The sequence below is a fragment of the Streptomyces sp. Ag82_O1-12 genome, from assembly GCF_900182715.1.
Classification (GTDB): Bacteria; Actinomycetota; Actinomycetes; order Streptomycetales; family Streptomycetaceae; genus Streptomyces; species Streptomyces massasporeus.
In genome coordinates, this window is the sequence record NZ_FXUW01000001.1 from 5,000,160 (window position 1) to 5,025,239 (window position 25,080).

The following is a 25,080-nucleotide window of genomic DNA, read 5'->3' on the forward strand; positions in this document are numbered from 1 at the left end:
CCATGACCACGACCACCCCCTCCCGCGGCCGACGCCGCGCGCCCTCCCGGATGGAACGGGTCGCCGGCAAGGCCGCCGCGCTGCACCGACCGCGCGTCATCCTCGCCCTGCTGCTCCTGCTCGCCCTCGTCTGCGTGATGCTCCTCGACGGCTATCTGCGCGCCGAGGTCGGCGGCGACCAGCGCGTGCGCACCGGGGCCGGCACCAGTGAGGTACCCGAGGACGTTCTGGACGGCGGGCCGATCGTCACCTTCCGCGGCGGACAGGCCACGACCGTCTCCGTCCCCGACAAGACCATCGCGCTCACCTTCGACGACGGCCCCAACCCGACCTGGACGCCCCAGGTGCTGGCGATCCTCGAGAAGTACGACGTGCCCGCCACGTTCTTCCTGGTCGGCTCGATGGTGTCGCGCTACCCGAGCGTCGTGCGGGACATGGTCGACCAGGGCCACGAGGTAGGGATCCACACCTTCACGCACGTCGACCTGTCGTACCAGAGCGACGCCCGCGTCCGGCGCGAGATGGAGCAGACCCAGCTCGCGCTCGCGGGCGCGGCCGGCATCACGACCACCCTGTTCCGGGCGCCGTACTCCTCGGAGACCGACGCCATCGACAACTACAGCTGGCCCGTCTACAAGAAGCTCGGCCAGGACGGCTACACCAGCGTCTTCGTCGACACCGACAGCGACGACTGGAAGCGGCCGGGCGTGACGAAGATCGTCCAGTGGGCCACGCCGAAGAAGAACAAGGGCGCCTCCGTCCTCTTCCACGACGCGGGCGGCGAGCGTTCGCAGACGATCAAGGCGCTGCCGGAGTACATCGAGAAGATGCGGGCGAAGGGATACACCTTCACCACCATCAGCGGCGTCCTGGACAAGCAGCAGGGGCAGCAGGTGCCTGCCGGAGCGGCGCCGGGCACCGGCGGGTCCCGTCTCCAGGCCGCACACCGCGAGGCCACCGGCGCGATGCTCTACGAGGGCAAGGCCCTGGTAGCGGCCGTCGCCGTCGCCGAGTGGGCCGTCCCGACGCTCTCCGTCGGTCTGATGGTCGTCGGCATCGCGGTCATGGGCCGCTTCGGGATGATGCTGCTCCTCGCCCGCCGCCACCACCACCTGCGCAACAGACGCCGGTTCAGCTGGGGGCCGGAGATCACCCGCCCGGTGACCGTGATCGTCCCCGCGTACAACGAGAAGGAGTGCATCGCCAACACCCTCGACTCGCTCGCACGCAGCACCCATCCGATCGAGATCATCGTCGTGGACGACGGCTCCACGGACGGCACGTCCGAGATCGCGCGCGAGGCGGCCCTCGCACGCGGCATGACCAACGTCCGGGTCATCCGCCAGGAGAACGCGGGCAAGCCGGCCGCCCTCAACAACGGTGTCCGCAGCGCCCGGCACGACATCGTCGTGATGATGGACGGCGACACCGTCTTCGAGCCGGACACCGTACGGCAGCTCGTCCAGCCCTTCGCCGACCCCGAGGTCGGCGCGGTCGCGGGCAACGCCAAGGTCGGCAACCGCACCACGGTCATCGGCGCCTGGCAGCACATCGAGTACGTGATGGGCTTCAACCTCGACCGGCGCATGTACGACCTGCTGCGCTGCATGCCGACGATCCCCGGCGCGATCGGGGCGTTCCGCCGCGAGGCGGTGCTCCAGGTGGGCGGCATGAGCGAGGACACCCTCGCCGAGGACACCGACATCACCATCGCCATGCACCGCGACGGCTGGCGGGTCGTCTACCAGGAGCACGCCCGCGCCTGGACCGAGGCGCCGGGCTCCCTCAAGCAGCTGTGGTCCCAGCGCTACCGCTGGTCGTACGGCACCATGCAGGCGCTGTGGAAGCACCGCAAGTCCCTGACGGACAAGGGGCCTTCGGGGCGCTTCGGGCGGGTCGGCATGCCGCTGGTGGTGCTCTTCCAGATCGTCACGCCGGTGTTCGCCCCGCTCATCGACGTGTTCACCGCCTACTCGATGATCTTCATCGACTTCAAGGCGGCGCTGCTGGCGTGGCTCGCGGTCCTCGGGGTCCAACTGGTGTGCGCGGCCTACGCGTTCCGGCTGGACCGCGAGAAGTACCGCTACCTGCTGATGATGCCGCTCCAGCAACTGGCCTACCGGCAGATGATGTACCTCGTCCTCATCCACTCCTGCGTCACCGCCCTCACCGGCGGCCGGCTGCGCTGGCAGAAGCTGAAGCGGACCGGCGAGGTCGGCACCCCGGCGGGAGCGGGCTGATGGGCGCGCACAGCAAGACGCACAAGCAGACGTACAGCAAGGCGCCCGATCAGACGCACAGCCAGACGCACAGCAAGGGGGCCGCCCCTGCGGCCGCCCCTGCGGCGGCCCCTTCGGCGGCCCCGGCGGCGGGCCCGGCGGCGGCCCCGGACCGGCCCGCCCCCGCCGGCCGGGATCGCTATTTCGACACCCTCCGGGCCGTCGCCCTGGTCCGCGTGGTCGCGTACCACACGTTCGGGTGGGCCTGGGCGGGACTGGTCTTCCCCTCCATGGGAGTGATGTTCGGCCTGGCCGGCACTCTCATGGCGCGCTCCCTGCGGCGCCCCGCGCTCCAGGTGATCAGGAGCCGGGTGCGCCGGCTGCTGCCGCCCTTCTGGTTCTGGGGCGTGTTCGTGGTCGCCGCGATGCTGGTGCACGGCTGGATGCCCGGCTGGCAGATCGTCTACTGGGTCGTGCCGCTCGGTGACCCGCCGGGCAACGCCTGGGGCGAGCAGGCCTGGGAGATCCTCTGGTACCTGCGCACCTACCTGTGGTTCGTGCTGCTCTCCCCGCTCCTGCTCCGGGTCTTCCGGCTCGCCCCCGTCCCGGTGCTGCTCGCCTCCCTCGTGCCGGTGCTGGCCTTCCAGCTCGTGTGGCAGCCGCCGGACGGCCGGCTCGGCGCCGCGCTGTGGGACCTGGCGACCTTCCTGTGCTGCTGGCTGCTCGGCTTCGCCCATCAGGAGGGCGTCCTGGCCCGGCTGAAGCCCGCCGCGGTGGTCCCGCTCGCGCTGGCCGCCCTCGCGTGCGGCGGCTGGTACGCCTTCACGCACCAGGCCGAGTACGGCACGTACGACCTCGACGAGAACCCGCTCGCCCAGGCCTTCTGGTCGGCGGGGTTCGTGACGCTGCTGTTGTACGCCAAGGCCCGCTTCGGGACCGACTTCGCGCACCTGGTCCGGTTGCGGCGGCTGGACCGGCTCGTGACGGTCTTCAACGCGCGGGCGGTGACGATCTACCTCTGGCACGAGATCGCGCTGATCCTCGCCGTACCGCTGATCGACCGCTTCTGGGACGTGCCCGCCTTCGAGGTGTACCTGCCGCTGGACAGCCAGTGGTTCATGTTCGGCGTGGGCTGGGTGCTGATCGCGGTGTTCGTGCTGCTGTGCGGCTGGGTGGAGGACGTGGCGGCTCGCAAGCGGCCGCGGCTCCTGCCCGGAGGGGGTACTGCAAGAATGGGCCCGTGACCCGCGCATCCCTGGACAAGCAGCCGCACGAAGTCGCCTCGATGTTCGACGACGTGGCGGAACGGTACGACCTGACCAACGACGTGCTGTCCCTCGGCCAGGACCGGCGATGGCGCAAGGAGGTCGCCAAGGCGGTCGACGCGCGCCCCGCGCAGAAGATCCTCGACCTGGCGGCGGGCACGGGCACCTCCTCGCTGCCCTTCGCCCGCACCGGCGCCTACGTCGTCCCCTGCGACTTCTCCCAGGGCATGCTCCAGGTCGGCAAGCAGCGGCAGCCCTGGCTGCCGTACACCGCCGGCGACGCGACGCGGCTCCCGTTCAAGGACGACACCTTCGACGCCGTCACCATCTCCTTCGGGCTGCGCAACGTGCAGGACACGGACGCGGGCCTGCGCGAGATGCTCCGGGTGACCCGGCCCGGCGGGCGGATCGTGATCTGCGAGTTCTCGCACCCGACGTGGGCGCCGTTCCGCACGGTCTACACCGAGTACCTGATGCGCGCCCTGCCGCCGGTCGCCCGGGCCGTGTCCTCCAGCCCCGACGCCTACGTCTACCTCGCCGAGTCCATCCGCGCCTGGCCCGACCAGCCCGCCCTCGCCGAGCGGCTGGGCAAGGCCGGCTGGTCGCGGGTGGCCTGGCGCAACCTGAGCGGCGGAATCGTCGCCCTGCACCGGGGCTTCAAGGCCGAGTGAGGCCGGGTCCGTCGGCCTCGGACCGGGACCTCTCAGGGCAATACCCCTAGGGCGAGCTGAGGACCATGTATGGGTCGCCCGGCTCGTCCAGCTCGCGCTGGAGACCGCCCCTGGGCGGACGCGGGATCCGCGGTTCGTGCACGCCCCCGCCGCCCTCACCGGGGCCGAAGTCGAACCACACGTAGACCATCGACTCCCGCGGCACCTCGGCACCGGGCTGCGGGTACTGGCGTACGACGTAGTCGACGACGAGGGGGAGCTCGGGCCGGTCCGGTGCGGTGAGGAGGAGGCCCTGCGCCCGGGCCGTCTCCCTCGCGTCCACGGCCATCAGGCCGACCAGACGCGGGACGCGCACTTCGGGTGTCTTGCGGGATATCTGCACAGATGTCACCCCCAGCGGTACAGGAAGGGTAACTCCCGCCCCGTACCGACCGGAAGCGATCGATGTCGGTCTGTGACAGTCGACTACTCTCCGTCAGTCGTCCGGAGATCGAGGCGGTAGCAGTGCCCCGCCCGCTGCGCGGCCGGGGTCGTGAACGTCTCGGCGAGACGCATCCCCAGGCGCTGGGTCACCGCGATGGAGCGGCTGTTGCGGGCGTCGACCATGGCGACGACGCCCGGGACGCCACGGGCCCGCATCCGCTCCAGCGTCTGCCGCGCGGCCGCGGTGACGTAGCCCTTGCCCCAGTGCTCCCGGCCCAGCCGCCAGCCGATCTCGATCTCGCCGGCCGGGCCCCAGGACCGCTCCCACGGCTGGGCGCCGGTGAAGCCGAGGACCTGCCCCGACTCGTCGAGCACGGTCCACAGGCAGAAGCCGAGCTCCGCGTCGTGCCGGCGCTGGCGGGCGGTGAGCTCCTCGTAGACCGAGAGTTCCGCGGCCCTGCCGCCCTGGAACTCCATGACGTCCGGGTCGTCGAAGATCCGGTGCCAGGCGAACGCGTCCTCGTGGGTGGGGACGCGAAGCCGCACAGCGGGGAGAACTCGATTCACGAAGGCAGCCCTTCAGCCGGGTGATGAATGCTGCTGCATAGACTGCCCATGTCCAGTGCCGGTCGGCACGCAAGATTGACGAACTTGGGGAGATCCCGCCGTGACCGTCGTGACCGAGCCCCTCTCCGAGAACACCGCCGATGTGATCGTCGTGGGCGCGGGGCCGGCCGGCTCCACCACCGCCTACCACCTGGCCAAGGCCGGACTCGACGTCCTCCTGCTGGAGAAGACCGAGTTCCCCCGCGAGAAGGTCTGCGGTGACGGCCTCACCCCGCGTGCCGTCAAGCAGTTGGTGGCGATGGGCATTGACATCTCGGAAGAGGCCGGCTGGCTGCGCAACAAGGGCCTGCGCATCATCGGCGGCGGGGTGCGGCTCCAGCTCGACTGGCCGGATCTCGCCTCCTTCCCGGACTACGGCCTTGTCCGCAAGCGCGACGACTTCGACGAGCAGCTCGCCCGGAACGCCCAGAAGGCCGGTGCCCGGCTCTTCGAGCGGTGCAACGTGGGCGCGCCGATCCTGGACGAGCGCACGGGCCGCATCACCGGGGTGCACGCCAAGCTCGGTGAGGACAAGCGCGAGGTCACCTTCCGCGCGCCGCTCGTCGTGGCCGCCGACGGCAACTCCACCCGGCTGTCCCTGGCGATGGGCCTGCACCGCCGCGAGGACCGCCCGATGGGCGTGGCCGTGCGCACGTACTTCACCAGCCCGCGCCACGAGGACGACTACCTGGAGTCCTGGCTGGAACTGTGGGACCGCCGCGGCGCCGAGGACCGGCTGCTGCCCGGCTACGGCTGGATCTTCGGCATGGGCGACGGCACGTCGAACGTCGGCCTCGGCGTCCTCAACACCTCCGACTCCTTCAAGGAGCTGGACTGGCGCGAGGTCCTGAAGGCCTGGTGCGCGTCCATGCCGGAGGACTGGGGCTACACCCCCGACCACATGACCGGCCCGATCCGCGGCGCCGCGCTCCCCATGGCCTTCAACCGCCAGCCGCACTACACCAAGGGCCTGCTGCTCGTCGGCGACGCCGGCGGCCTGGTGAACCCCTTCAACGGCGAGGGCATCGCCTACGCCATGGAGTCCGGCCAGATCGCCGCCGACGTCATCGTCCAGGCCCACGCCCGGCCGACCCCGTCGAGCCGTGAACTGGCCCTCCAGCGCTACCCGCGCGTCCTGAAGGACACCTACGGCGGCTACTACACGCTCGGCCGCGCCTTCGTGAAGCTCATCGGCAACCCGAAGGTCATGCAGATCGCGGCCCAGCGCGGTCTCACCCACCCGATGCTGATGAAGTTCACCCTGAAGCTCCTCGCGAACCTCACCGACCCGACGGGCGGCGACGCGATGGACCGCATCATCAACGGACTGAGCAGGGTGGCCCCGAAGGCCTGAGCGGGTGGTCGGCCTGCGATTCCGACGGCCTGATCAGGCGCTCGACGCCGCGATGTTGGCGGCCCGGCGGGCGTACACCGACTCCCGCCGGTCCGCCGTCTGCCGCAGCGCGGCCTTCCGCTCCCGTGCGGAGAGCCGGTCCAGGTAGAGCCGTCCGTCGCAGTGATCGGCCTCGTGCGCGAGGCAGCGGGCGAAGTAGCCGGTGCCCTCGATCACGAGCGGCTCGCCGTCCCGGTCGACGCCGCGCACCACGGCCCGGTCCGGACGCGGCACGTCCATGGTGGCGCCCGGCACGGAGAGGCAGCCCTCCGCCTCGTCGAGGAGCCTCCTGCGCGACGCGTCGAGCGGATCCAGGACCGGGTTGACGATGTGCCCGACGTGCCGCACCCCGTCGTCGTCGGGGCAGTCGTACACGAACACCCGCACATCGACCCCGACCTGGTTCGCCGCTAGCCCGGCCCCGTCCGCGATGTACATGGTCAGGAACATGTCAGCTGTCGGCGTCAACACCCGGCCAGGACGTGACAATTCGGGCGCAAGATGCCGGAGTGACGGCAGCGTACGGGCGGGTTGCGATGCCGAGTGGCCCCCAGAAAGGCTCTGAAGGCCCCTGGAGCGGCCCAGGACCGGGCCGGGAGGGTCACGGGGCCCGGACGGCCCCGGACAGGCCGGGAGGGCCGATGCCTCGCTGCGGCAACGACCCTCGAGCCCGAACGTACGGATGTGTCAGACGACGTGTGACGTCACAGGACGCGCACCGCGCCCGACGCCGGGTAGCCCGACAGGTCCTGGATGACGACGCCCTTGGACGGGTTGGCCGCGTCCAGGTACTGGCCGTTCCCGATGTAGACACCCACGTGGTACGCGGAGCCCTTGCCGCCCCAGTACAGGATGTCGCCGACCTGGACGCTGGACAGCGGCACGTCCGTGCCGGCCATCGACTGGTCCTGCGAGACGCGCGGCAGATCCACACCAACCTGCTTGTACGCGGCCTGCACGAGGGAGGAGCAGTCCCAGGCGTTGGGACCGGTGGCGCCCATGACGTAGGCGTCGCCCACCTGGGCCTTGAGGAACGCGATGACCGTCGCGACGCTGCCGCTGGCGGGCGCCGACACGGAGGTCGAGGTGGACGCGGAGGCGGAGAGGGTGGCGCGGTCGGCGCTGCGCGTGGCGCGCTCGGCGGCGGCCTTGCGGGCGGCCTCGGCGGCCTTCTTCTTGGCCTCGGCCTTCTTCGCCGCGGCGAGGTCCTTCTTGGCTTCCGCGGCGGCCTTGGCGGCGGCCGCGTCACGCTCGGCGCGCAGTTCGTAGTTCGCGGCGGCCTGCTGGGTGGCGGCCGCGGACTGGGCGACCTGAGCGGACAGGTCGGCCGTCAGGGTGGGCAGTTCGATGGTCTGCGTCACCGGCTCGGCGGCGCTCGCCGAGGCCGACGCACCTGCCGCCGCCATGCTGAGAACGCCACCGGCAACTCCGGCACGCACGGCGATCGAGGAGGTCGCGCTGCGGCGGGGTTTCCGGTGGCTGCGTATGTGAGCGGTGTGGGACATGGGAATAACCGGTACCAGGGGCTCCTTCATATCTTCAAGAAACGTGTGCTGCGCCACAGTTGTTCATCCGGGCCCTCAAAACCCCCCAACGGGCCCCTTTATTGACGCCGTAACGGACATTGCGGGCGCACCGTGACCGGCCTGTGATCACGGTGTTTGATCAATACGCCCGAATTGCCCCGCGCCTACCACCGGTTGGCTTGATTGGCCAAGCCCCGTTCTCATGGGTCTCTCATCAACGTGACGGAGGTCACGGAACGGCTGGCCCGTCGGTCGCGTCCCGGCGCACAGATCACGGCGGGGTCACGACCTCGCGAAGATCGTGAACGCGCGCACACGTCCACACTCCGCCTCGCCTGCCCCCCTGACGTGTGAACGCGCCTCTATCAAGAGATCAAGTCCATCGCCAATTTGCATGCAAGAGAACCATCTTGATATTGAGACGACCCCTCCGGCCTGCACTGACGAGCCAAAATGTCACCTCTCGTGATCACTCGGACGCTTCGCGTGTGAAGATCACCGCTCATCCGACTTCATGATCGATCGTCAGGTGGTGGAGATCACAAAGGTTGAGTAATACCCCGTGTCGCAGATCACAGAGCGTCGGGCATAAGATGCACGCGGTTGGGCTTGTGACCTGCTTCACATGTTCCCGATCTTCGCCGGGGCGGGCGGGGTTCGAGGGACAGGTGGGGCGGAAGTGAGCCCGACGCAAACCGCCAGCAGTCAGTGCCGACTGAGAGGAGCGAGGAGCGGTGAACGCTTATGCGCCCATCCTCGTACTGGGAGCCCTCGGGGCAGGCTTTGCGATCTTCTCCGTGGTCATGGCCACGTTGATCGGGCCCAAGCGGTACAACCGGGCCAAGCTCGAGGCCTACGAGTGCGGTATCGAGCCGACCCCCACGCCGGCCGGCGGCGGGCGCTTCCCCATCAAGTACTACCTGACGGCGATGCTCTTCATCATTTTCGATATCGAGATCGTCTTCCTCTACCCCTGGGCCGTCACCTTCGACGCCCTGGGGATCTTCGGGCTCGTGGAGATGCTGCTCTTCGTGCTCACCGTCTTCGTCGCGTACGCGTACGTATGGCGGCGCGGCGGCCTGGAATGGGACTGAGGGGCCACACGTCATGGGACTCGAAGAAAAGCTGCCGAGCGGCTTCCTGCTGACCACCGTCGAGCAGGCCGCGGGCTGGGTGCGCAAGTCGTCCGTCTTTCCTGCCACGTTCGGCCTCGCCTGCTGTGCCATCGAGATGATGACCACCGGCGCGGGCCGCTACGACCTGGCGCGCTTCGGCATGGAGGTCTTCCGGGGCTCGCCGCGCCAGGCGGACCTGATGATCGTCGCCGGCCGGGTCAGCCAGAAGATGGCGCCGGTGCTCCGGCAGGTCTACGACCAGATGCCGAACCCCAAGTGGGTGATCTCGATGGGCGTCTGCGCCTCGTCCGGCGGCATGTTCAACAACTACGCCATCGTCCAGGGCGTCGACCACATCGTGCCGGTCGACATCTACCTCCCCGGCTGTCCGCCCCGGCCGGAGATGCTCATGGACGCGATCCTCAAGCTCCACCAGAAGATCCAGAGCTCCAAGCTCGGCGTGAACGCCGAGGAAGCGGCCCGCGAGGCGGAGGAAGCGGCGCTCAAGGCGCTGCCCACCATCGAGATGAAGGGGCTGCTGCGGTGAGCGACGCGAACGGCAACGGGGTCAACCCCGAGAAGGACCTCTCCGCGGAGAACCTCCCGGGCCAGCGCGGCCAGGGCGGTGAGGAGATCCGCGTCCAGCGCGGCATGTTCGGTGCCGACAACGGAGGAGACACCTCCGGCTACGGCGGCCTGGTCCGCTCGGTCCGGCTCCCGGGACCGGCGAGCCGCCCCTACGGCGGGTGGTTCGACGAGGTCGCCGACGAGCTGGAGGGCGCCCTGGAGGAGCAGGACCTGCTCCCCGGCAACGCCATCGAGAAGACGGTCGTCGACCGCGACGAGCTGACCTTCCACATCGAGCGCGAGCATCTCGTCCGCGTCGCCCGCACCCTGCGCGACGACCCGGCCCTGCGCTTCGAGCTGTGCACCGGCGTGAGCGGCGTGCACTACCCGAACGACAAGGGCCGCGAGCTGCACGCCGTCTACCACCTGCGCTCGATCACCCACAACCGGGTGATCCGCCTGGAGGTCAGCGCCCCCGACAGCGACCCGCACATCCCGTCACTGTTCGAGGTCTATCCGACGAACGACTGGCACGAGCGCGAGACGTACGACTTCTTCGGAATCGTCTTCGACGGCCACCCGGCCCTGACGCGGATCATGATGCCGGACGACTGGCAGGGCTTCCCGCAGCGCAAGGACTACCCCCTCGGCGGCATCCCCGTCGAGTACAAGGGCGCCCAGATCCCGGCTCCGGACCAGCGGAGGTCGTACTCATGAGCACTTCCCACGCCTCCCCTCGGGAGACGACCGAGGGCACCGTCTACACGGTCACCGGCGGCGACTGGGACGAGGTCGTCCAGTCCGCGGCCCGCGCCGACGACGAGCGCATCGTCGTCAACATGGGCCCGCAGCACCCGTCCACCCACGGCGTGCTCCGTCTGATCCTGGAGATCGACGGCGAGACCGTCACCGAGGCCCGCTGCGGAATCGGTTACCTGCACACCGGCATCGAGAAGAACCTCGAGTACCGGACGTGGACGCAGGGCACCACCTTCGTGACGCGCATGGACTACCTGACGCCGTTCTTCAACGAGACGGCGTACTGCCTCGGCGTCGAGAAGCTCCTCGGCATCGAGGACCAGATCCCGGACCGCGCCTCGATCATCCGCGTGCTCCTGATGGAGCTGAACCGCCTCTCCTCGCACCTGGTGTGCATCGCCACCGGCGGCATGGAGCTCGGCGCGACCACGATCATGATCTACGGCTTTCGTGATCGTGAACTCATTCTCGATATCTACGAGCTGATCACCGGCCTGCGGATGAACCACGCGTACATCCGCCCCGGCGGACTCGCCCAGGACCTGCCGCCCGGCGCGGTGGACCAGATCCGCGAGTTCGTGAAGAAGATGAAGAAGAACCTCCCGGAGTACGACAAGCTCGCCACCGGGAACCCCATCTTCAAGGCCCGTATGCAGGACGTCGGCTATCTCGACCTGGCCGGTTGCATGGCCCTCGGCGCGACGGGCCCGATCCTGCGCTCCACCGGCCTGCCGCACGACCTGCGCAAGGCGCAGCCCTACTGCGGCTACGAGACCTACGACTTCGAGATCCCGACCGCCGACACCTGCGACTCCTACGGCCGCTTCCTCATCCGGCTGGAGGAGATGCGCCAGTCCCTGAGGATCGTCGAGCAGTGCCTGGACCGGCTCCAGCCCGGCCCGGTCATGGTCGCCGACAAGAAGATCGCCTGGCCGGCCCAGCTCGCCCTGGGCCCCGACGGCCTAGGCAACTCCCTCGACCACATCAAGAAGATCATGGGCACCTCCATGGAGGCCCTGATCCACCACTTCAAGCTGGTCACCGAGGGCTTCCGCGTCCCGCCGGGACAGGTGTACGCGGCGGTCGAGTCGCCCAAGGGCGAACTCGGGGTGCACGTCGTCTCCGACGGCGGCACCCGCCCCTACCGGGTCCACTTCCGCGATCCGTCCTTCACCAACCTTCAGGCCATGGCGGCGATGTGCGAGGGCGGCCAGGTCGCCGACGTCATCGTCGCCGTCGCGTCCATCGACCCCGTGATGGGAGGCGTCGACCGGTGACCACATCGTCTTCCGAGCGGGGCGTCAGCCTGGGCATGCCCGAACTGCCCGCACCCGCCTACCCGGACGACGTCCGGGCCCGACTGGAGACGGACGCGCGCGAGATCGTCGCCCGCTACCCCGACTCCCGGTCCGCCCTGCTGCCGCTGCTGCACCTCGTGCAGGCGGAGGAGGGGCACGTCACCCGCACCGGCATGCGGTTCTGCGCGGACGTGCTCGGCCTGACCACGGCCGAGGTCACCGCGGTCGCCACCTTCTACACCATGTACCGCCGCCGGCCGAGCGGCGACTACCAGGTGGGGGTGTGCACCAACACCCTGTGCGCGGTCATGGGCGGGGACGCGATCTTCGAGGAGCTCCAGGAGCACCTCGGCGTCGGCAACGGCGAGACCACCGGCGACGGCAAGGTCACCCTGGAGCACATCGAGTGCAACGCGGCCTGCGACTTCGCGCCGGTCGTGATGGTCAACTGGGAGTTCTTCGACAACCAGACCCCGGCCAGCGCCAAGGGCCTCGTCGACGACCTGCGCGCGGGACGGCCGGTCACACCCACCCGCGGCGCGCGCATGTGCACCTTCAAGGAGACCGCCCGGATCCTGGCCGGCTTCCCCGACGAGCGGGACGGGGCCGTGGAGTCCGGCGGAAGCGCGGGACCCGCCTCCCTGATCGGCCTGAAGCTCGCCAAGGGGGAGGCCTCTCCCGCACGCGTGGTGCACCCGCGCGGTGAGGCGGCCCGGACCGGGACACCGCACGAGCCGTCACCGACCGAGCACCTCAGCTCGCACGACGCGCCGCAGGACACATCGGCCTCCGACCCGGCCCACCCGGCCGGGCCCACCGCCGAGGAGGGGGAGTGATGACCTTGGCACCCGAGCTGAAAGACACCAGCCCCGAGAAGCTGCTCGCACCGGTGCTGTCGGCCTTCTGGGACGAGGACAAGTCCTGGACGCTGGACGTGTACCGCAGGCACGACGGCTACGAAGGGCTGCGCAAGGCGCTCGCCATGTCGCCGGACGACGTGATCGCGTACGTCAAGGAATCCGGTCTGCGCGGACGCGGCGGCGCGGGCTTCCCCACCGGCATGAAGTGGCAGTTCATCCCGCAGGGGGACGGCAAGCCGCACTATCTCGTTGTCAACGCCGACGAGTCGGAGCCGGGGACGTGCAAGGACATCCCGCTCCTCTTCGCGAACCCGCACAGCCTCATCGAGGGCATGATCATCGCGTGCTACGCCATCAGGTCGTCGCATGCCTTCATCTATCTGCGTGGTGAAGTCGTCCCGGTGCTGCGGCGGTTGCACTCCGCCGTGCGCGAGGCCTACGAGGCCGGCTTCCTCGGCGAGAACATCCTGGACAGCGGACTCGACCTCGACATCACCGTGCACGCGGGCGCGGGCGCGTACATCTGCGGTGAGGAGACCGCACTGCTCGACTCGCTCGAAGGCCGCCGGGGCCAGCCGCGGCTTCGTCCCCCCTTCCCTGCCGTCGCGGGCCTCTACGCGTGCCCGACTGTGGTGAACAACGTCGAATCGATCGCGTCGGTTCCCGCGATCATGCAGCGGGGCAAGGAATGGTTCCGGTCGATGGGGAGTGAGAAGTCGCCCGGCTTCACGCTCTACTCCCTCTCCGGCCATGTCGCCGGCCCCGGCCAGTACGAGGCGCCGCTCGGGATCACGCTCCGCCAGCTCCTCGACATGAGCGGCGGGATGCGCCCCGGGCACCGCCTCAAGTTCTGGACGCCGGGCGGCTCCTCGACCCCGATGTTCACCGACGAGCACCTCGATGTCCCCCTCGACTACGAAGGGGTGGGCGCCGCGGGTTCCATGCTCGGCACCAAAGCCCTCCAGTGCTTCGACGAGACGACCTGCGTGGTCCGGGCCGTCACCCGCTGGACGGAGTTCTACGCCCACGAGTCCTGCGGCAAGTGCACGCCCTGCCGCGAAGGGACCTACTGGCTCGTGCAGTTGCTGCGCGACATCGAGGCCGGCAAGGGACAGATGTCCGACCTCGACAAGCTGAACGACATCGCCGACAACATCAACGGCAAGTCGTTCTGCGCCCTCGGCGACGGCGCCGCCTCGCCGATCTTCTCCTCGCTCAAGTACTTCCGCGAGGAGTACGAGCAGCACATCACGGGCCGGGGATGCCCCTTCGACCCGGCCAAGTCGACGGCCTGGGCCGACCGCACGGAGGTGAACGCATGACCGTGACCACCAGCTCTCCCTCCGGCGGGGGAGAAGCGGCGGTCCCGCCGGAGGACCTCGTGTCGCTGACCATCGACGGCGCGGAGATCAGCGTGCCCAAGGGCACCCTGGTCATCCGGGCCGCCGAGCAGCTCGGCATCGAGATCCCCCGGTTCTGCGACCACCCCCTGCTCGACCCGGCCGGCGCCTGCCGCCAGTGCATCGTCGAGGTCGAGGGCCAGCGCAAGCCCATGGCGTCCTGCACCATCACCTGCACCGACGGGATGGTGGTGAAGACCCACCTCACCTCCCCGGTCGCGGAGAAGGCCCAGAAGGGTGTGATGGAGCTCCTGCTCATCAACCACCCGCTGGACTGCCCGGTCTGCGACAAGGGCGGCGAGTGCCCCCTGCAGAACCAGGCCATGTCGCACGGCGACGCCGACTCCCGCTTCGAGGGCCGCAAGCGGACCTACGAGAAGCCCGTCCCGATCTCCACACAGGTGCTGCTCGACCGCGAGCGGTGCGTGCTCTGCGCCCGCTGCACCCGGTTCTCCAACCAGGTCGCGGGCGACCCGATGATCGAGCTGATCGAGCGGGGCGCGCTCCAGCAGGTCGGCACCGGTGAGGGCGACCCCTTCGAGTCGTACTTCTCCGGCAACACCATCCAGATCTGCCCCGTCGGCGCGCTGACCTCGGCGGCGTACCGATTCCGCTCCCGCCCCTTCGACCTGGTCTCCTCGCCGTCGGTGTGCGAGCACTGCTCCGGCGGCTGCGCCACCCGCACCGACCACCGGCGCGGCAAGGTCATGCGCCGCCTCGCGGCGAACGACCCCGAGGTCAACGAGGAGTGGATCTGCGACAAGGGACGGTTCGGCTTCCGCTACGCGCAGCAGCGTGACCGGCTTCAGACGCCGCTGGTGCGCAACGCCGAGGGCGAGCTGGAACCGGCCTCCTGGCCGGAGGCGCTCCAGATCGCGGCCCAGGGGCTGCTGGCCTCCCGGGGCCGCACCGGCGTCCTGACCGGCGGCCGCCTCACCGTCGAGGACGCCTACGCGTACAGCAAGTTCGCGCGGGTGGCGCTCGACACCAACGACATCGACTTCCGCGCGCGCGTGCACAGCAGCGAGGAGGCCGACTTCCTCGCCGCCCAGATCGCCGGGCGCGGCCGGGACCTCGACGGCACGGGCGTCACGTACACCGCGCTGGAGAAGGCCCCCGCCGTCCTGCTCGTCGGGTTCGAGGCGGAGGAGGAGGCCCCCGGCGTCTTCCTGCGGCTGCGCAAGGCCTGGCGGGGGCACGGGCAGAAGGTCTACTCCCTGGCCACGCACGCCACCCGCGGCCTGGAGAAGGCCGGTGGCACGCTGCTGCCGGCGGCTCCCGGCACCGAGACCGAGTGGCTGGACGCGCTCGCGAGCGGCGCCGCCCTGGAGGGTGACGGTGCGCTCGCCGCCGAGGCGCTGCGCGCCGAGGGCGCGGTGATCGTCGTCGGCGAGCGGCTGGCCGCGGTGGCCGGCGGGCTCACCGCCGCCGCGCGCACCGCCTCCGCGACCGGCGCCCGGCTGGTGTGGATCCCGCGCCGGGCCGGGGAACGCGGTGCGATCGAGGCGGGCGCGCTGCCGTCGCTGCTGCCGGGCGGGCGCCCGGCCACCGACCCCCGCGCGCGTGACGAGGTCGCCGACGTCTGGGGCGTCGCGGGCCTCCCGCACCGCTACGGACGGGACACCGGCCAGATCGTGGAGGCCGCCGCGACCGGCGAGCTCCAGGCCCTGCTGGTGGCCGGAGTGGAGATCGCCGACCTGCCCGACCCGGCACGCGCGCGTGCGGCGCTGGACGAGGTGGGCTTCCTGGTCTCGCTGGAGCTGCGGCCGAGCGAGGTCAGCCGCAAGGCCGATGTCGTCCTGCCGGTGGCGGCGGTCGCCGAGAAGGCCGGTACCTTCCTGAACTGGGAAGGCCGGATCCGCTTCTTCGAGTCCGCGCTCAAGCCCGACCAGATGACCCGCAGCTCGGCGCCCACCGACGCGCGCGTGCTCCAGATGCTGGCCGACGCCATGGACGTCCACCTCGGGCTGCCGGACCTGCGCACCGTACGCGGCGAGATCGACCGGCTGGGCGCCTGGGGCGGTCCGCGGGCCGGCGAGTCCCTGGAGACCGCGGCCGCGCTGCCGCGGCCCGCCGCCGGGGAAGCCGTCCTCGCGGGGCACCGGCTGCTGCTCGACCAGGGCCTCCTCCAGCAGGGCGACGAGGCGCTCGCCGGAACGCGGCACGCGGCACGCGCGCGCGTGTCGGCCCCGACGGCCGCCGAGGCGGGCGTCAAGGACGGCGACCTGCTCGCGGTGACCGGCCCCCAGGGGGTCGTGGAACTCCCGCTCCAGATCAGTGACATGCCCGACCGGGTGGTGTGGCTGCCGCTGAACTCCACCGGCGGTGGCGTCGCCTCCGACACCGGGGCGCGGCCCGGCTCCCTCGTCCGCATCGGCCCGGCGACGCTCGCCGGCGAGGCCCCCAAGGAGGTGGAGGCATGAGCCCGTACCTCGCCGCTGAAGACCTCTCGATGTTCGGCACCGACCCCTGGTGGCTGGTCGTCATCAAGGCGGTGTTCTGCTTCGCCTTCCTGATGGTGACCGTGCTGGTCTCCATCGTGATGGAGCGCAAGGTCGTCGCGTGGATGCAGCTGCGCATCGGCCCCAACCGGCACGGCCCCTGGGGCATGCTCCAGTCGCTCGCCGACGGCATCAAGCTGATGCTGAAGGAGGACGTGATCGTCAAGCGCGCGGACAAGGCGGTCTACGTCCTCGCGCCCGTCATCGCGGCCATCCCGGCCTTCATGGCGATCGCGGTGATCCCGTTCGGCCCGGCCGGCAACGAGATCTCGATCTTCGGCCAGCGCACCACGATGCAGCTCACCGACCTGCCGATCGCGATGCTCTACATCCTCGCGGTCGCCTCGGTCGGCATCTACGGCATCGTCCTGGCCGGCTGGAGCTCCGGCTCGACCTACCCGCTGCTGGGGGGCCTGCGCTCCTGTGCGCAGATGATCTCCTACGAGATCGCGATGGGCGCCGCCTTCGCCTCCGTCTTCCTCTACTCGGGGTCCATGTCGACCTCGACGATCGTCGAGCAGCAGGCCGACCGCTGGTACATCGTGCTGCTGCCGGTCTCCTTCGTCATCTACATCGTCACGATGGTCGGCGAGACCAACCGCGCCCCCTTCGACATGCCGGAGTCCGAGGGCGACCTGGTCGGCGGCTTCAACACCGAGTACTCGTCGATCAAGTTCGCGATGTTCATGCTCGCCGAGTACGTCAACATGGTGACCGTCTCGGCCGTCGCCACCACCCTGTTCCTCGGCGGCTGGCGGGCTCCCTGGCCCATCAGCACCTTCTGGGAGGGCGCCAACCACGGCTGGTGGCCGCTGTTGTGGTTCACGGTCAAGGTCCAGCTGCTGCTCTTCATGTTCATCTGGATCCGCGGCACCCTCCCGCGCGTGCGCTACGACCAGCTGATGAAGCTCGGCTGGAAGGTCCTCATCCCGGTCTCGCTGGTGTGGCTGATGCTCGTCGCGAGCGTGCGGGCCTTCCGGAACGAGGGCTACGACTTCGCCGACATCGCCCTGTACGTGGGTGGCGGCGTCCTCGCCCTGCTGCTGCTCTCCTTCGTCGTCGACATGTTCCGCGAGAAGGCCAAGACGACCGACCAGCCGGCCGAGACCCCGGCCGCCTTCGACCCGATGGCGGGCGGATTCCCCGTACCGCCCCTGCCCGGACAGGAACTTCCGCCGGTCCCGCGCCGCTCGCGATGGGGGTCCCCCCGCGGGAGCGAATTCGAGCGTGGGGGAGAGCGGGAGTTGATTGTCAGTGGTGGACCCGATACTCAGAGTGACGAATCTCGGGGCGGAACTACGGATGGAAAGGAGGCGTCCGATGGCTGAGGAACTCGAGCCCTCGAAGGCTGAGGAACCCAAGGACACCAAGCCCGGTTTCCAGAACCCCGTGGCCGGCTTCGGCGTGACCTTCAAGGCCATGTTCAAGAAGCGGCTGACCGAGCAGTACCCGGAGCAGCAGAAGACCACGGCTCCGCGCTTCCACGGACGGCACCAGCTCAACCGCCATCCGGACGGCCTGGAGAAGTGCGTCGGGTGTGAGCTGTGCGCCTGGGCCTGCCCCGCCGACGCCATCTACGTGGAGGGCGCGGACAACACCGACGAGGAGCGCTACTCGCCGGGCGAGCGGTACGGCCGCGTCTACCAGATCAACTACGCCCGCTGCATCCTGTGCGGCCTGTGCATCGAGGCCTGCCCCACCCGCGCGCTCACGATGACCAACGAGTTCGAGCTGGCCGACTCCAGCCGGGCCAACCTCATCTACACCAAGGAGCAGCTGCTCGCCGGTCTGGAGGAGGGCATGGTCGACGCGCCCCACGCCATCTACCCGGGGACGGACGAGCAGGACTACTACCGGGGCCTGGTGACGGAGGCGGCGCCCGGCACCGAGCGGCAGGTCGCCCACTCCAAGGGCGAGGTCGTGCAGGAGGCCGACTCGACCTCCGGCGGGACGGAACCCGCCTCGGAGAAGGTGATCGGCCGATGACCACCCAGCTCGCCGCCTACTCCACCTCCACCGGAGAGGCCTTCCAGTTCTGGATCCTCGGCACCGTCGCGGTGATCGGCGCCCTGTGCACCATCCTCATGAAGAGGGCCGTGCACAGCGCGCTCTGCCTCGCCGGCACCATGATCATCCTGGCGGTGTTCTACCTCGCCAACGGCGCCTACTTCCTGGGCGTCGTCCAGATCGTCGTCTACACCGGCGCGATCATGATGCTGTTCCTGTTCGTGGTGATGCTCGTCGGCGTCACCGCGGCGGACTCCCTGAAGGAGACCATCAAGGGCCAGCGCTGGCTGGCCCTGCTGTGCGGACTCGGCTTCGGCGTCCTGCTGATCGCCGGGATCGGCAACGCGTCCCTGACGGAGTTCAACGGCATCGGCCAGGCGAACGCGGGGGGCAATGTGGAGGGCCTCGCCGCCCTCCTCTTCACCAAGTACGTCTTCGCGTTCGAGATCACCGGCGCCCTGCTCATCACGGCCGCCGTCGGCGCCATGGTGCTCACCCACCGCGAGCGCACCGAACGCGCCAAGACGCAGCGGGAGCTCGCCGTGGAGCGCGTCCGGTCGGGCAAGCAGCTGCCGCCCCTGCCGGCACCGGGTGTGTACGCCCGGCACAACGCGGTCGACATCGCGGGCCTGCTGCCCGACGGCACCCCGTCCGACCTCACCGTCAGCAAGACCTTGCGCGAGCGCGGCCAGATCCGTGACGTGTCGCAGGAGGCGCTCAACGACCTCAAGGCCCTGGAGCAGCGGTCCGAGGAGCGTCTCGAACGCAGGGCGGTCGGGCCGGCGAAGTTCCAGCGGCCCGAGGAGGCGTCGAAGTGAACCCCGTCAACTACCTCTATCTCGCGGCCCTGTTGTTCACGATCGGCGCCACCGGCGTGCTCATCAGGCGCAACGCGATCGTCGTGTTCATGTGCATCGAGCTCATGCTCAACGCCTGCAACCTCGCGTTCGTCGCCTTCTCCCGGATGCACGGCAACCTCGACGGGCAGATCATCGCCTTCTTCACGATGGTCGTCGCCGCCGCCGAGGTCGTGGTCGGGCTCGCGATCATCGTGTCCCTGTTCCGTGCCCGCCACTCGGCCTCGGTCGACGACGCCAGCCTGATGAAGCTGTAAGGGGTCGGAAGAATCGTGGAGAACCTCATTGCGCTGCTGGTGGCGGCGCCCCTGCTCGGAGCGGCGGTCCTGCTGTGCGGCGGGCGGCGGCTGGACGCCGTCGGCCACTGGATCGGCACCCTGTTCGCGGCCGTCTCCTTCGTGCTCGGCCTGGTGCTGTTCACCGACATGCTGGGCCAGAGCGCCGAACACCGCGAGATGTCCCAGCACCTGTTCAGCTGGGTCCCGGTGGAGGGCTTCCAGGCGGACGTCGCCTTCCAGCTCGACCAGCTGTCCATGACGTTCGTGCTGCTGATCACGGGCGTCGGGTCGCTGATCCACCTGTACTCCGTCGGGTACATGGAGCACGACGAGCGCCGCCGCCGCTTCTTCGGCTATCTGAACCTGTTCCTCGCGGCGATGCTGATCCTCGTCCTCGCCGACAACTACCTGCTGCTGTACGTCGGCTGGGAGGGCGTCGGTCTCGCCTCCTACCTGCTGATCGGCTTCTGGCAGCACAAGCCCAGCGCCGCCACGGCCGCGAAGAAGGCCTTCCTGGTCAACCGCGTCGGCGACATGGGCCTGTCCATCGCGATCATGCTGATGTTCCTGTGGTTCGGCACCTTCGCCTTCGGGCCGGTGCTCGGCACCCACACGGAGGCCGGGCTCGCCGGTGCCGCCGGTGAGGACAAGCTGACCGCGATCGCGCTGATGCTGCTCCTCGCCGCCTGCGGCAAGTCCGCCCAGGTGCCGCTGCAGTCCTGGCTCGGGGACGCTATGGAGGGCCCGACCCCGGTCTCGGCCCTCATCCACGCCGCGACCATGGTGACGGCGGGCGTCTACCTGATCGTCCGCTCCGCGGCCGTCTTCAACGGCGCCCCGGACGCGCAACTGGTCGTCACCATCGTCGGTGCGGTCACGTTGCTGTTCGGTGCGATCGTCGGTTGCGCGAAGGACGACATCAAGAAGGCCCTGGCCGGCTCGACCATGTCGCAGATCGGCTACATGATCCTCGCCGCCGGCCTCGGCCCCATCGGCTACGTCTTCGCGATCATGCACCTGGTGACGCACGGCTTCTTCAAGGCCGGGCTGTTCCTCGGCGCCGGCTCGGTCATGCACGGCATGAACGACGAGGTCGACATGCGCCGCTACGGCGGACTGCGGAAGTACATGCCGGTCACCTTCGTCACCTTCGGCCTCGGCTACCTGGCCATCATCGGCTTCCCGGGCCTGTCCGGCTTCTTCTCCAAGGACAAGATCATCGAGGCGGCGTTCGCCAAGGGCGGCACCGAGGGCTGGATCCTCGGCGCCTGCGCCCTGCTCGGCGCGGCCATCACGGCGTTCTACATGACGCGCGTGATGCTGATGACGTTCTTCGGCGAGGAGCGCTGGCGCAACGCCCCGACACCGTCCCCGGCCCGGCCGGACGTGGAGCCCGCCGCCGAGACCCGCGGCGAGTACACGCCGCCGCACCCGCACGAGTCGCCCAAGATCATGACGATCCCGATGATCGTGCTGGCCGTCGGGTCGGTGGCCGGAGGCGCGTTCTTCAGCATCGGCGACCGGTTCATGCACTGGCTGGAGCCCGTCACCGGGCACAGCCACGGCAACCCGCCGATCAGCGCGGGTGTGGTCACCGGCGCGACCGTCGCCTGCATGGTCATCGGCGTCGCCGTCGCCTGGGCCCAGTACGGCCGCCGACCGGTCCCGGCCGTCGCCCCGCGCGGCTCGCTGCTCACCCGGGCGGCCCGGCGCGACCTGCTCCAGGACGACTTCAACCACGTCGTCCTGGTCCGCGGCGGGGAGCACCTCACGCGGTCCCTGGTCTACGTCGACCACACCCTGGTCGACGGCGTCGTCAACGGCACGGCGGCCTCGGTCGGCGGCCTCTCCGGGCGGATGCGCAAGCTGCAGAACGGCTTCGCCCGCTCCTACGCGGTCTCGATGTTCGGGGGTGCGGCGGTCATCGTCGCCGCGACCCTGCTGATGAGGGCGGTCTGATACCGATGTCCTTTCCTCTGCTGACAGCGACAGCGGCGCTCCCGGCCGTCGGGGCGATCGCCACGGCCGCCGTACCGGCCGCGAAGCGCACCGCCGCCAAGTGGCTGGCGCTGCTCTTCTCGCTCGCCACGCTCGTCCTGGCGATCACCGTCCTGGTCCGCTTCGACCCGGACGGCGCCCGCTACCAGCTCACCGAGTCCCACGCCTGGATCGCGGACTTCGGCGTCCGCTACGAACTGGGTGTGGACGGCATCGGTGTGGCGCTGGTCGCGCTCACGGCGCTGCTGATCCCCTTCATCATCCTGGCGGGCTGGCACGACGCCGACCCCCTGGAGACCGGCAGCAGCCGGTGGCGGCCGACGCAGGGCTTCTTCGCCCTGATCCTGGCCGTCGAGGCGATGGTGATCCTCTCCTTCGAGGCCACCGACGTCTTCCTCTTCTACATCTTCTTCGAAGCCATGCTGATCCCGATGTACTTCCTCATCGGCGGCTTCGGGGACCGTGCCCACGAGCACGGCGAAAAGGCGGCGGCGACCCAACGGTCGTACGCGGCCGTCAAGTTCCTCCTCTACAACCTGGTCGGCGGTCTGATCATGCTGGCCGCGGTGATCGGCCTGTACGTGGTCGCCGGGAACTTCTCGCTCCAGGCAATCGCCGAGGCCCGTGCCAACGGCACGCTCGACATGGCGACCGGCACCGAACGCTGGCTGTTCCTCGGGTTCTTCTTCGCCTTCGCGGTGAAGGCGCCGCTGTGGCCGCTGCACACCTGGCTGCCCAACGCCATGCAGGAGTCCACCGCCCCGGTCGCCGTGCTCATCACGGCGGTCGTCGACAAGGTCGGCACCTTCGCGATGCTCCGCTTCTGCCTCCAGCTGTTCCCGGAGGCCAGCAAGTGGGCCACGCCGGCCATCCTCGTCCTCGCCCTGATCAGCATCATCTACGGGGCGTTGCTCGCGGTCGGCCAGCGGGACATCAAGCGGCTGGTGGCGTACGCGTCGATCTCCCACTTCGGCTTCATCATCATGGGCATCTTCGCGATGACCAGCCAGGGCCAGTCGGGCGCGACGCTCTACATGATCAACCACGGCATCTCGACGGCGGCGCTGATGCTGGTGGCCGGCTTCCTGATCTCCCGGCGCGGCTCGCGGCTCATCGCCGACTACGGCGGAGTGCAGAAGGTCGCCCCGGTGCTCGCCGGCACGTTCCTGATCGGCAGCCTCGCGACGCTGTCCCTGCCGGGGCTGGCGCCGTTCGTCAGTGAGTTCCTGGTCCTGGTCGGCACCTTCACGCGTTACCCGGTGATCGGCATCATCGCCACCTTCGGCATCGTGCTCGCCGCGCTCTACACCCTCGTCCTCTACCAGCGGACGATGACGGGCCCGGTGAAGCCGGAGGTCTCCGCGATGCCCGACCTCAGGATCCGTGAGCTCGCGGTCGTCGCCCCGCTGGTCGTGCTGTTGATCTTCCTGGGCGTCTACCCGAAGCCCGTCACGCAGATCATCGATCCGGCGGTCAAGCAGACCATGTCCGACGTCCAGAAGAAGGACCCCCAGCCCGAGGTGGAGGCGGCCAAGTGAGCGCAACAGCCGTCCACAGCCTGTGGACAACCGCGGCCGACCCGATCTCCAAGATCGACGCGCCGAAGTTCGAGTACGGCCAGCTGTCGCCGACCCTGATCGTCGTCGGCGCGGCGATCATCGGGATCCTGATCGAGGCGTTCGTCCCGCGGAAGTCGCGCTACTACGCCCAGATGTTCGTGTCCGTCGTCGCCCTCGCCGCCGCCTTCGCCGCGGTCGTGGCGCTCGCGGCCGACGGGTACGGCACGACCAAGGCGCGCATCGCGGCCATGGGCGCGATCGCCGTCGACGGGCCGGCCCTGTTCCTCCAGGGCACGATCCTGCTGGCGGCCCTGGTGGGCCTGTTCACCTTCGCCGAGCGGCGCCTGGACCCGGTGGTGCACGGCAACCGCGTCGACTCCTTCGCCGCGCAGGCCGCGTCCGTGCCGGGCAGCGAGAGCGAGAAGGCCGCGGTCAAGGCCGGGTTCACCACCACCGAGGTGTTCCCGCTGCTGATGTTCGCCGTCGCCGGCATGCTCGTCTTCCCGGCGGCCAACGACCTGCTGACGCTGTTCGTGGCGCTGGAGGTCCTCTCCCTGCCGCTGTACCTGCTGTGCGCGCTGGCCCGCCGCAAGCGGCTCATGTCGCAGGAGGCGGCGGTCAAGTACTTCCTGCTCGGTGCCTTCGCCTCCGCGTTCACCCTGTTCGGCATCGCGCTGCTCTACGGCTACGCGGGCTCGATGTCGTACGCGACGATCGCGCAGGTCGTCGACGGCACCGTCCAGGACGTCAACCCGGCGCTCGCCGGCACCATGGGCAACGACGCGCTGCTGCTGATCGGCGCCGCGCTGGTGGTCATGGGCCTGCTGTTCAAGGTGGGCGCGGTGCCGTTCCACATGTGGACGCCGGACGTGTACCAGGGCGCGCCGACGCCGGTGACCGGCTTCATGGCGGCGGCGACGAAGGTGGCGGCGTTCGGCGCGCTGCTGCGGCTGCTGTACGTCGTCCTGCCGGGCCTGCGCTGGGACTGGCGGCCGGTCATGTGGGCCGTGGCCATCGTCACCATGCTGGGCGGTGCGATCGTCGCGATCACGCAGACCGACATCAAGCGGCTGCTGGCGTACTCGTCGATCGCGCACGCCGGGTTCATCCTCGCGGGTGTCATCGCGACCACGCCCGACGGTGTGTCGTCGGTGCTGTTCTACCTGGCGGCGTACTCGTTCGTGACGATCGGCGCCTTCGCGGTGGTCACGCTCGTCCGGGACGCCGGGGGCGAGGCGACGCACCTGTCCAAGTGGGCGGGGCTCGGGCGCAGGTCCCCGCTGGTGGCGGCCGTGTTCGCGGTGTTCCTGCTGGCCTTCGCGGGCATTCCGCTGACGTCCGGCTTCGCGGGGAAGTTCGCCGTGTTCAAGGCGGCGGCGGAGGGCGGGGCCGCCCCGCTCGTCGTCATCGGTGTGATCTCGTCGGCGATCGCGGCGTTCTTCTACATCCGCGTCATCGTGCTGATGTTCTTCAGCGAGCCGCGGCCGGAGGGCCCGACGGTGGCGGTGCCGTCACCGCTGACGATGACGGCGATCGGGGTGGGCGTGGCGGTCACGCTGGTGCTCGGTGTGGCGCCGCAGTACTTCCTGGATCTGGCGGGGCAGGCGGGCGTGTTCGTCCGCTGACGTCCGCGCAGGGCTGCGTGGGGTCCGGTCTCCTTCGGGAGCCGGGCCCCACGGCGTTTCCGGGCGGGGTGCCGCAGTGGCGAGCCCTGTCGAACGTATGTATGCGCATCGCCTTCACCGGGCGGGACCTGTGGATAACTCCGGGACTGTCGG

At 69.8% G+C, this 25,080-nt stretch carries 22 protein-coding genes; 18 read left to right on the forward strand and 4 right to left on the reverse strand.

The annotated features are described in order from the left end of the window. The first annotated feature begins 2 nt into the window (after nt 1-2). Genes QOL88_RS23025 through QOL88_RS23035 form a run of 3 tightly spaced genes read left to right on the forward strand, consistent with a single transcriptional unit; the run spans nt 3 to nt 4,155 of the window. Nucleotides 3-2,240 (forward strand): bifunctional polysaccharide deacetylase/glycosyltransferase family 2 protein, encoded by a 2,238-nt coding sequence (locus QOL88_RS23025; RefSeq protein ID WP_097219068.1) that lies wholly within the window; start codon nt 3-5, stop codon nt 2,238-2,240. After that, entirely contained in the window at nt 2,240-3,463 is a 1,224-nt protein-coding gene (locus QOL88_RS23030) for an acyltransferase family protein (RefSeq protein WP_097219070.1), read from the forward strand. The genes QOL88_RS23025 and QOL88_RS23030 overlap by 1 nt, the downstream gene beginning before the upstream one ends. Beyond that, nucleotides 3,460-4,155, forward strand: coding sequence for a demethylmenaquinone methyltransferase (locus tag QOL88_RS23035; protein WP_031105539.1), 696 nt, complete (start codon nt 3,460-3,462; stop codon nt 4,153-4,155). Before QOL88_RS23030 ends, QOL88_RS23035 begins: the two co-directional genes overlap by 4 nt. A gap of 46 nt (nt 4,156-4,201) precedes the next feature. On the opposite strand, the gene QOL88_RS23040 is transcribed toward QOL88_RS23035, so the two are convergent. Beyond that, nucleotides 4,202-4,546: a PASTA domain-containing protein gene (locus QOL88_RS23040; protein ID WP_257027865.1), complete on the reverse strand. Its 345-nt coding sequence runs from the start codon at nt 4,544-4,546 to the stop codon at nt 4,202-4,204. 74 nt (nt 4,547-4,620) lie between these two features. After that, nucleotides 4,621-5,145, reverse strand: coding sequence for a GNAT family N-acetyltransferase (locus tag QOL88_RS23045; protein ID WP_097219075.1), 525 nt, complete (start codon nt 5,143-5,145; stop codon nt 4,621-4,623). A 100-nt stretch (nt 5,146-5,245) separates the two neighbouring features. On the opposite strand from QOL88_RS23045, the gene QOL88_RS23050 reads away from it, so the two are divergent. Then, nucleotides 5,246-6,538 (forward strand): geranylgeranyl reductase family protein, encoded by a 1,293-nt coding sequence (locus tag QOL88_RS23050; RefSeq protein WP_097219078.1) that lies wholly within the window; start codon nt 5,246-5,248, stop codon nt 6,536-6,538. Between the two features lie 33 nt (nt 6,539-6,571). Here the strand turns inward: QOL88_RS23050 and def are convergent, their stop codons facing one another. Both def and QOL88_RS23060 read right to left on the reverse strand, forming a co-directional pair. After that, nucleotides 6,572-7,261, reverse strand: a complete 690-nt coding sequence (gene def, locus QOL88_RS23055; RefSeq protein ID WP_373559349.1) for a peptide deformylase — start codon at nt 7,259-7,261, stop codon at nt 6,572-6,574. Nucleotides 7,262-7,281: 20 nt separating this feature from the next. Continuing rightward, on the reverse strand, nt 7,282-8,112 hold the full coding sequence (locus tag QOL88_RS23060) for a C40 family peptidase (protein WP_097219083.1): 831 nt from the start codon (nt 8,110-8,112) through the stop codon (nt 7,282-7,284). Between the two features lie 725 nt (nt 8,113-8,837). Between QOL88_RS23060 and QOL88_RS23065 the strand changes: the two genes are divergently transcribed. The 14 genes from QOL88_RS23065 to nuoN are packed head-to-tail and all read left to right on the forward strand — an operon-like array spanning nt 8,838 to nt 24,927. Beyond that, nucleotides 8,838-9,197, forward strand: coding sequence for an NADH-quinone oxidoreductase subunit A (locus QOL88_RS23065; RefSeq protein ID WP_003974383.1), 360 nt, complete (start codon nt 8,838-8,840; stop codon nt 9,195-9,197). A 13-nt stretch (nt 9,198-9,210) separates the two neighbouring features. After that, nucleotides 9,211-9,765, forward strand: a complete 555-nt coding sequence (locus QOL88_RS23070; protein WP_018528252.1) for a NuoB/complex I 20 kDa subunit family protein — start codon at nt 9,211-9,213, stop codon at nt 9,763-9,765. Further along, nucleotides 9,762-10,502, forward strand: a complete 741-nt coding sequence (locus QOL88_RS23075; RefSeq protein WP_097219085.1) for an NADH-quinone oxidoreductase subunit C — start codon at nt 9,762-9,764, stop codon at nt 10,500-10,502. The genes QOL88_RS23070 and QOL88_RS23075 overlap by 4 nt, the downstream gene beginning before the upstream one ends. Further along, nucleotides 10,499-11,821, forward strand: coding sequence for an NADH-quinone oxidoreductase subunit D (locus QOL88_RS23080; protein ID WP_097219087.1), 1,323 nt, complete (start codon nt 10,499-10,501; stop codon nt 11,819-11,821). The genes QOL88_RS23075 and QOL88_RS23080 overlap by 4 nt, the downstream gene beginning before the upstream one ends. After that, nucleotides 11,818-12,678, forward strand: coding sequence for an NADH-quinone oxidoreductase subunit NuoE (gene nuoE, locus QOL88_RS23085; protein WP_097219089.1), 861 nt, complete (start codon nt 11,818-11,820; stop codon nt 12,676-12,678). The genes QOL88_RS23080 and nuoE overlap by 4 nt, the downstream gene beginning before the upstream one ends. Then, entirely contained in the window at nt 12,678-14,024 is a 1,347-nt protein-coding gene (nuoF, locus tag QOL88_RS23090; RefSeq protein WP_097219092.1) for an NADH-quinone oxidoreductase subunit NuoF, read from the forward strand. The genes nuoE and nuoF overlap by 1 nt, the downstream gene beginning before the upstream one ends. After that, entirely contained in the window at nt 14,021-16,525 is a 2,505-nt protein-coding gene (locus tag QOL88_RS23095) for an NADH-quinone oxidoreductase subunit G (RefSeq protein ID WP_097219095.1), read from the forward strand. Before nuoF ends, QOL88_RS23095 begins: the two co-directional genes overlap by 4 nt. Next, nucleotides 16,522-17,931, forward strand: a complete 1,410-nt coding sequence (gene nuoH / locus QOL88_RS23100; RefSeq protein ID WP_283445903.1) for an NADH-quinone oxidoreductase subunit NuoH — start codon at nt 16,522-16,524, stop codon at nt 17,929-17,931. The genes QOL88_RS23095 and nuoH overlap by 4 nt, the downstream gene beginning before the upstream one ends. After that, entirely contained in the window at nt 17,924-18,589 is a 666-nt protein-coding gene (gene nuoI, locus QOL88_RS23105) for an NADH-quinone oxidoreductase subunit NuoI (protein WP_097219098.1), read from the forward strand. The genes nuoH and nuoI overlap by 8 nt, the downstream gene beginning before the upstream one ends. Continuing rightward, nucleotides 18,586-19,428 (forward strand): NADH-quinone oxidoreductase subunit J, encoded by an 843-nt coding sequence (locus QOL88_RS23110; protein ID WP_097219100.1) that lies wholly within the window; start codon nt 18,586-18,588, stop codon nt 19,426-19,428. The genes nuoI and QOL88_RS23110 overlap by 4 nt, the downstream gene beginning before the upstream one ends. Beyond that, a complete protein-coding gene (nuoK, locus tag QOL88_RS23115; protein ID WP_003992252.1) occupies nt 19,425-19,724 on the forward strand; it encodes an NADH-quinone oxidoreductase subunit NuoK in 300 nt (99 codons plus the stop codon). The genes QOL88_RS23110 and nuoK overlap by 4 nt, the downstream gene beginning before the upstream one ends. A gap of 15 nt (nt 19,725-19,739) precedes the next feature. Next, complete coding sequence (gene nuoL / locus QOL88_RS23120) at nt 19,740-21,704, forward strand: NADH-quinone oxidoreductase subunit L (protein WP_097219102.1); 1,965 nt, start codon at nt 19,740-19,742, stop codon at nt 21,702-21,704. A 5-nt stretch (nt 21,705-21,709) separates the two neighbouring features. Beyond that, complete coding sequence (locus QOL88_RS23125; protein WP_097219105.1) at nt 21,710-23,281, forward strand: NADH-quinone oxidoreductase subunit M; 1,572 nt, start codon at nt 21,710-21,712, stop codon at nt 23,279-23,281. Next, nucleotides 23,278-24,927 carry an NADH-quinone oxidoreductase subunit NuoN gene (gene nuoN / locus QOL88_RS23130; RefSeq protein WP_097219107.1) on the forward strand — a complete coding sequence of 550 codons (1,650 nt, stop codon included), beginning with the start codon at nt 23,278-23,280 and terminating at the stop codon, nt 24,925-24,927. The genes QOL88_RS23125 and nuoN overlap by 4 nt, the downstream gene beginning before the upstream one ends. The last annotated feature ends 153 nt before the right edge of the window (nt 24,928-25,080 follow it).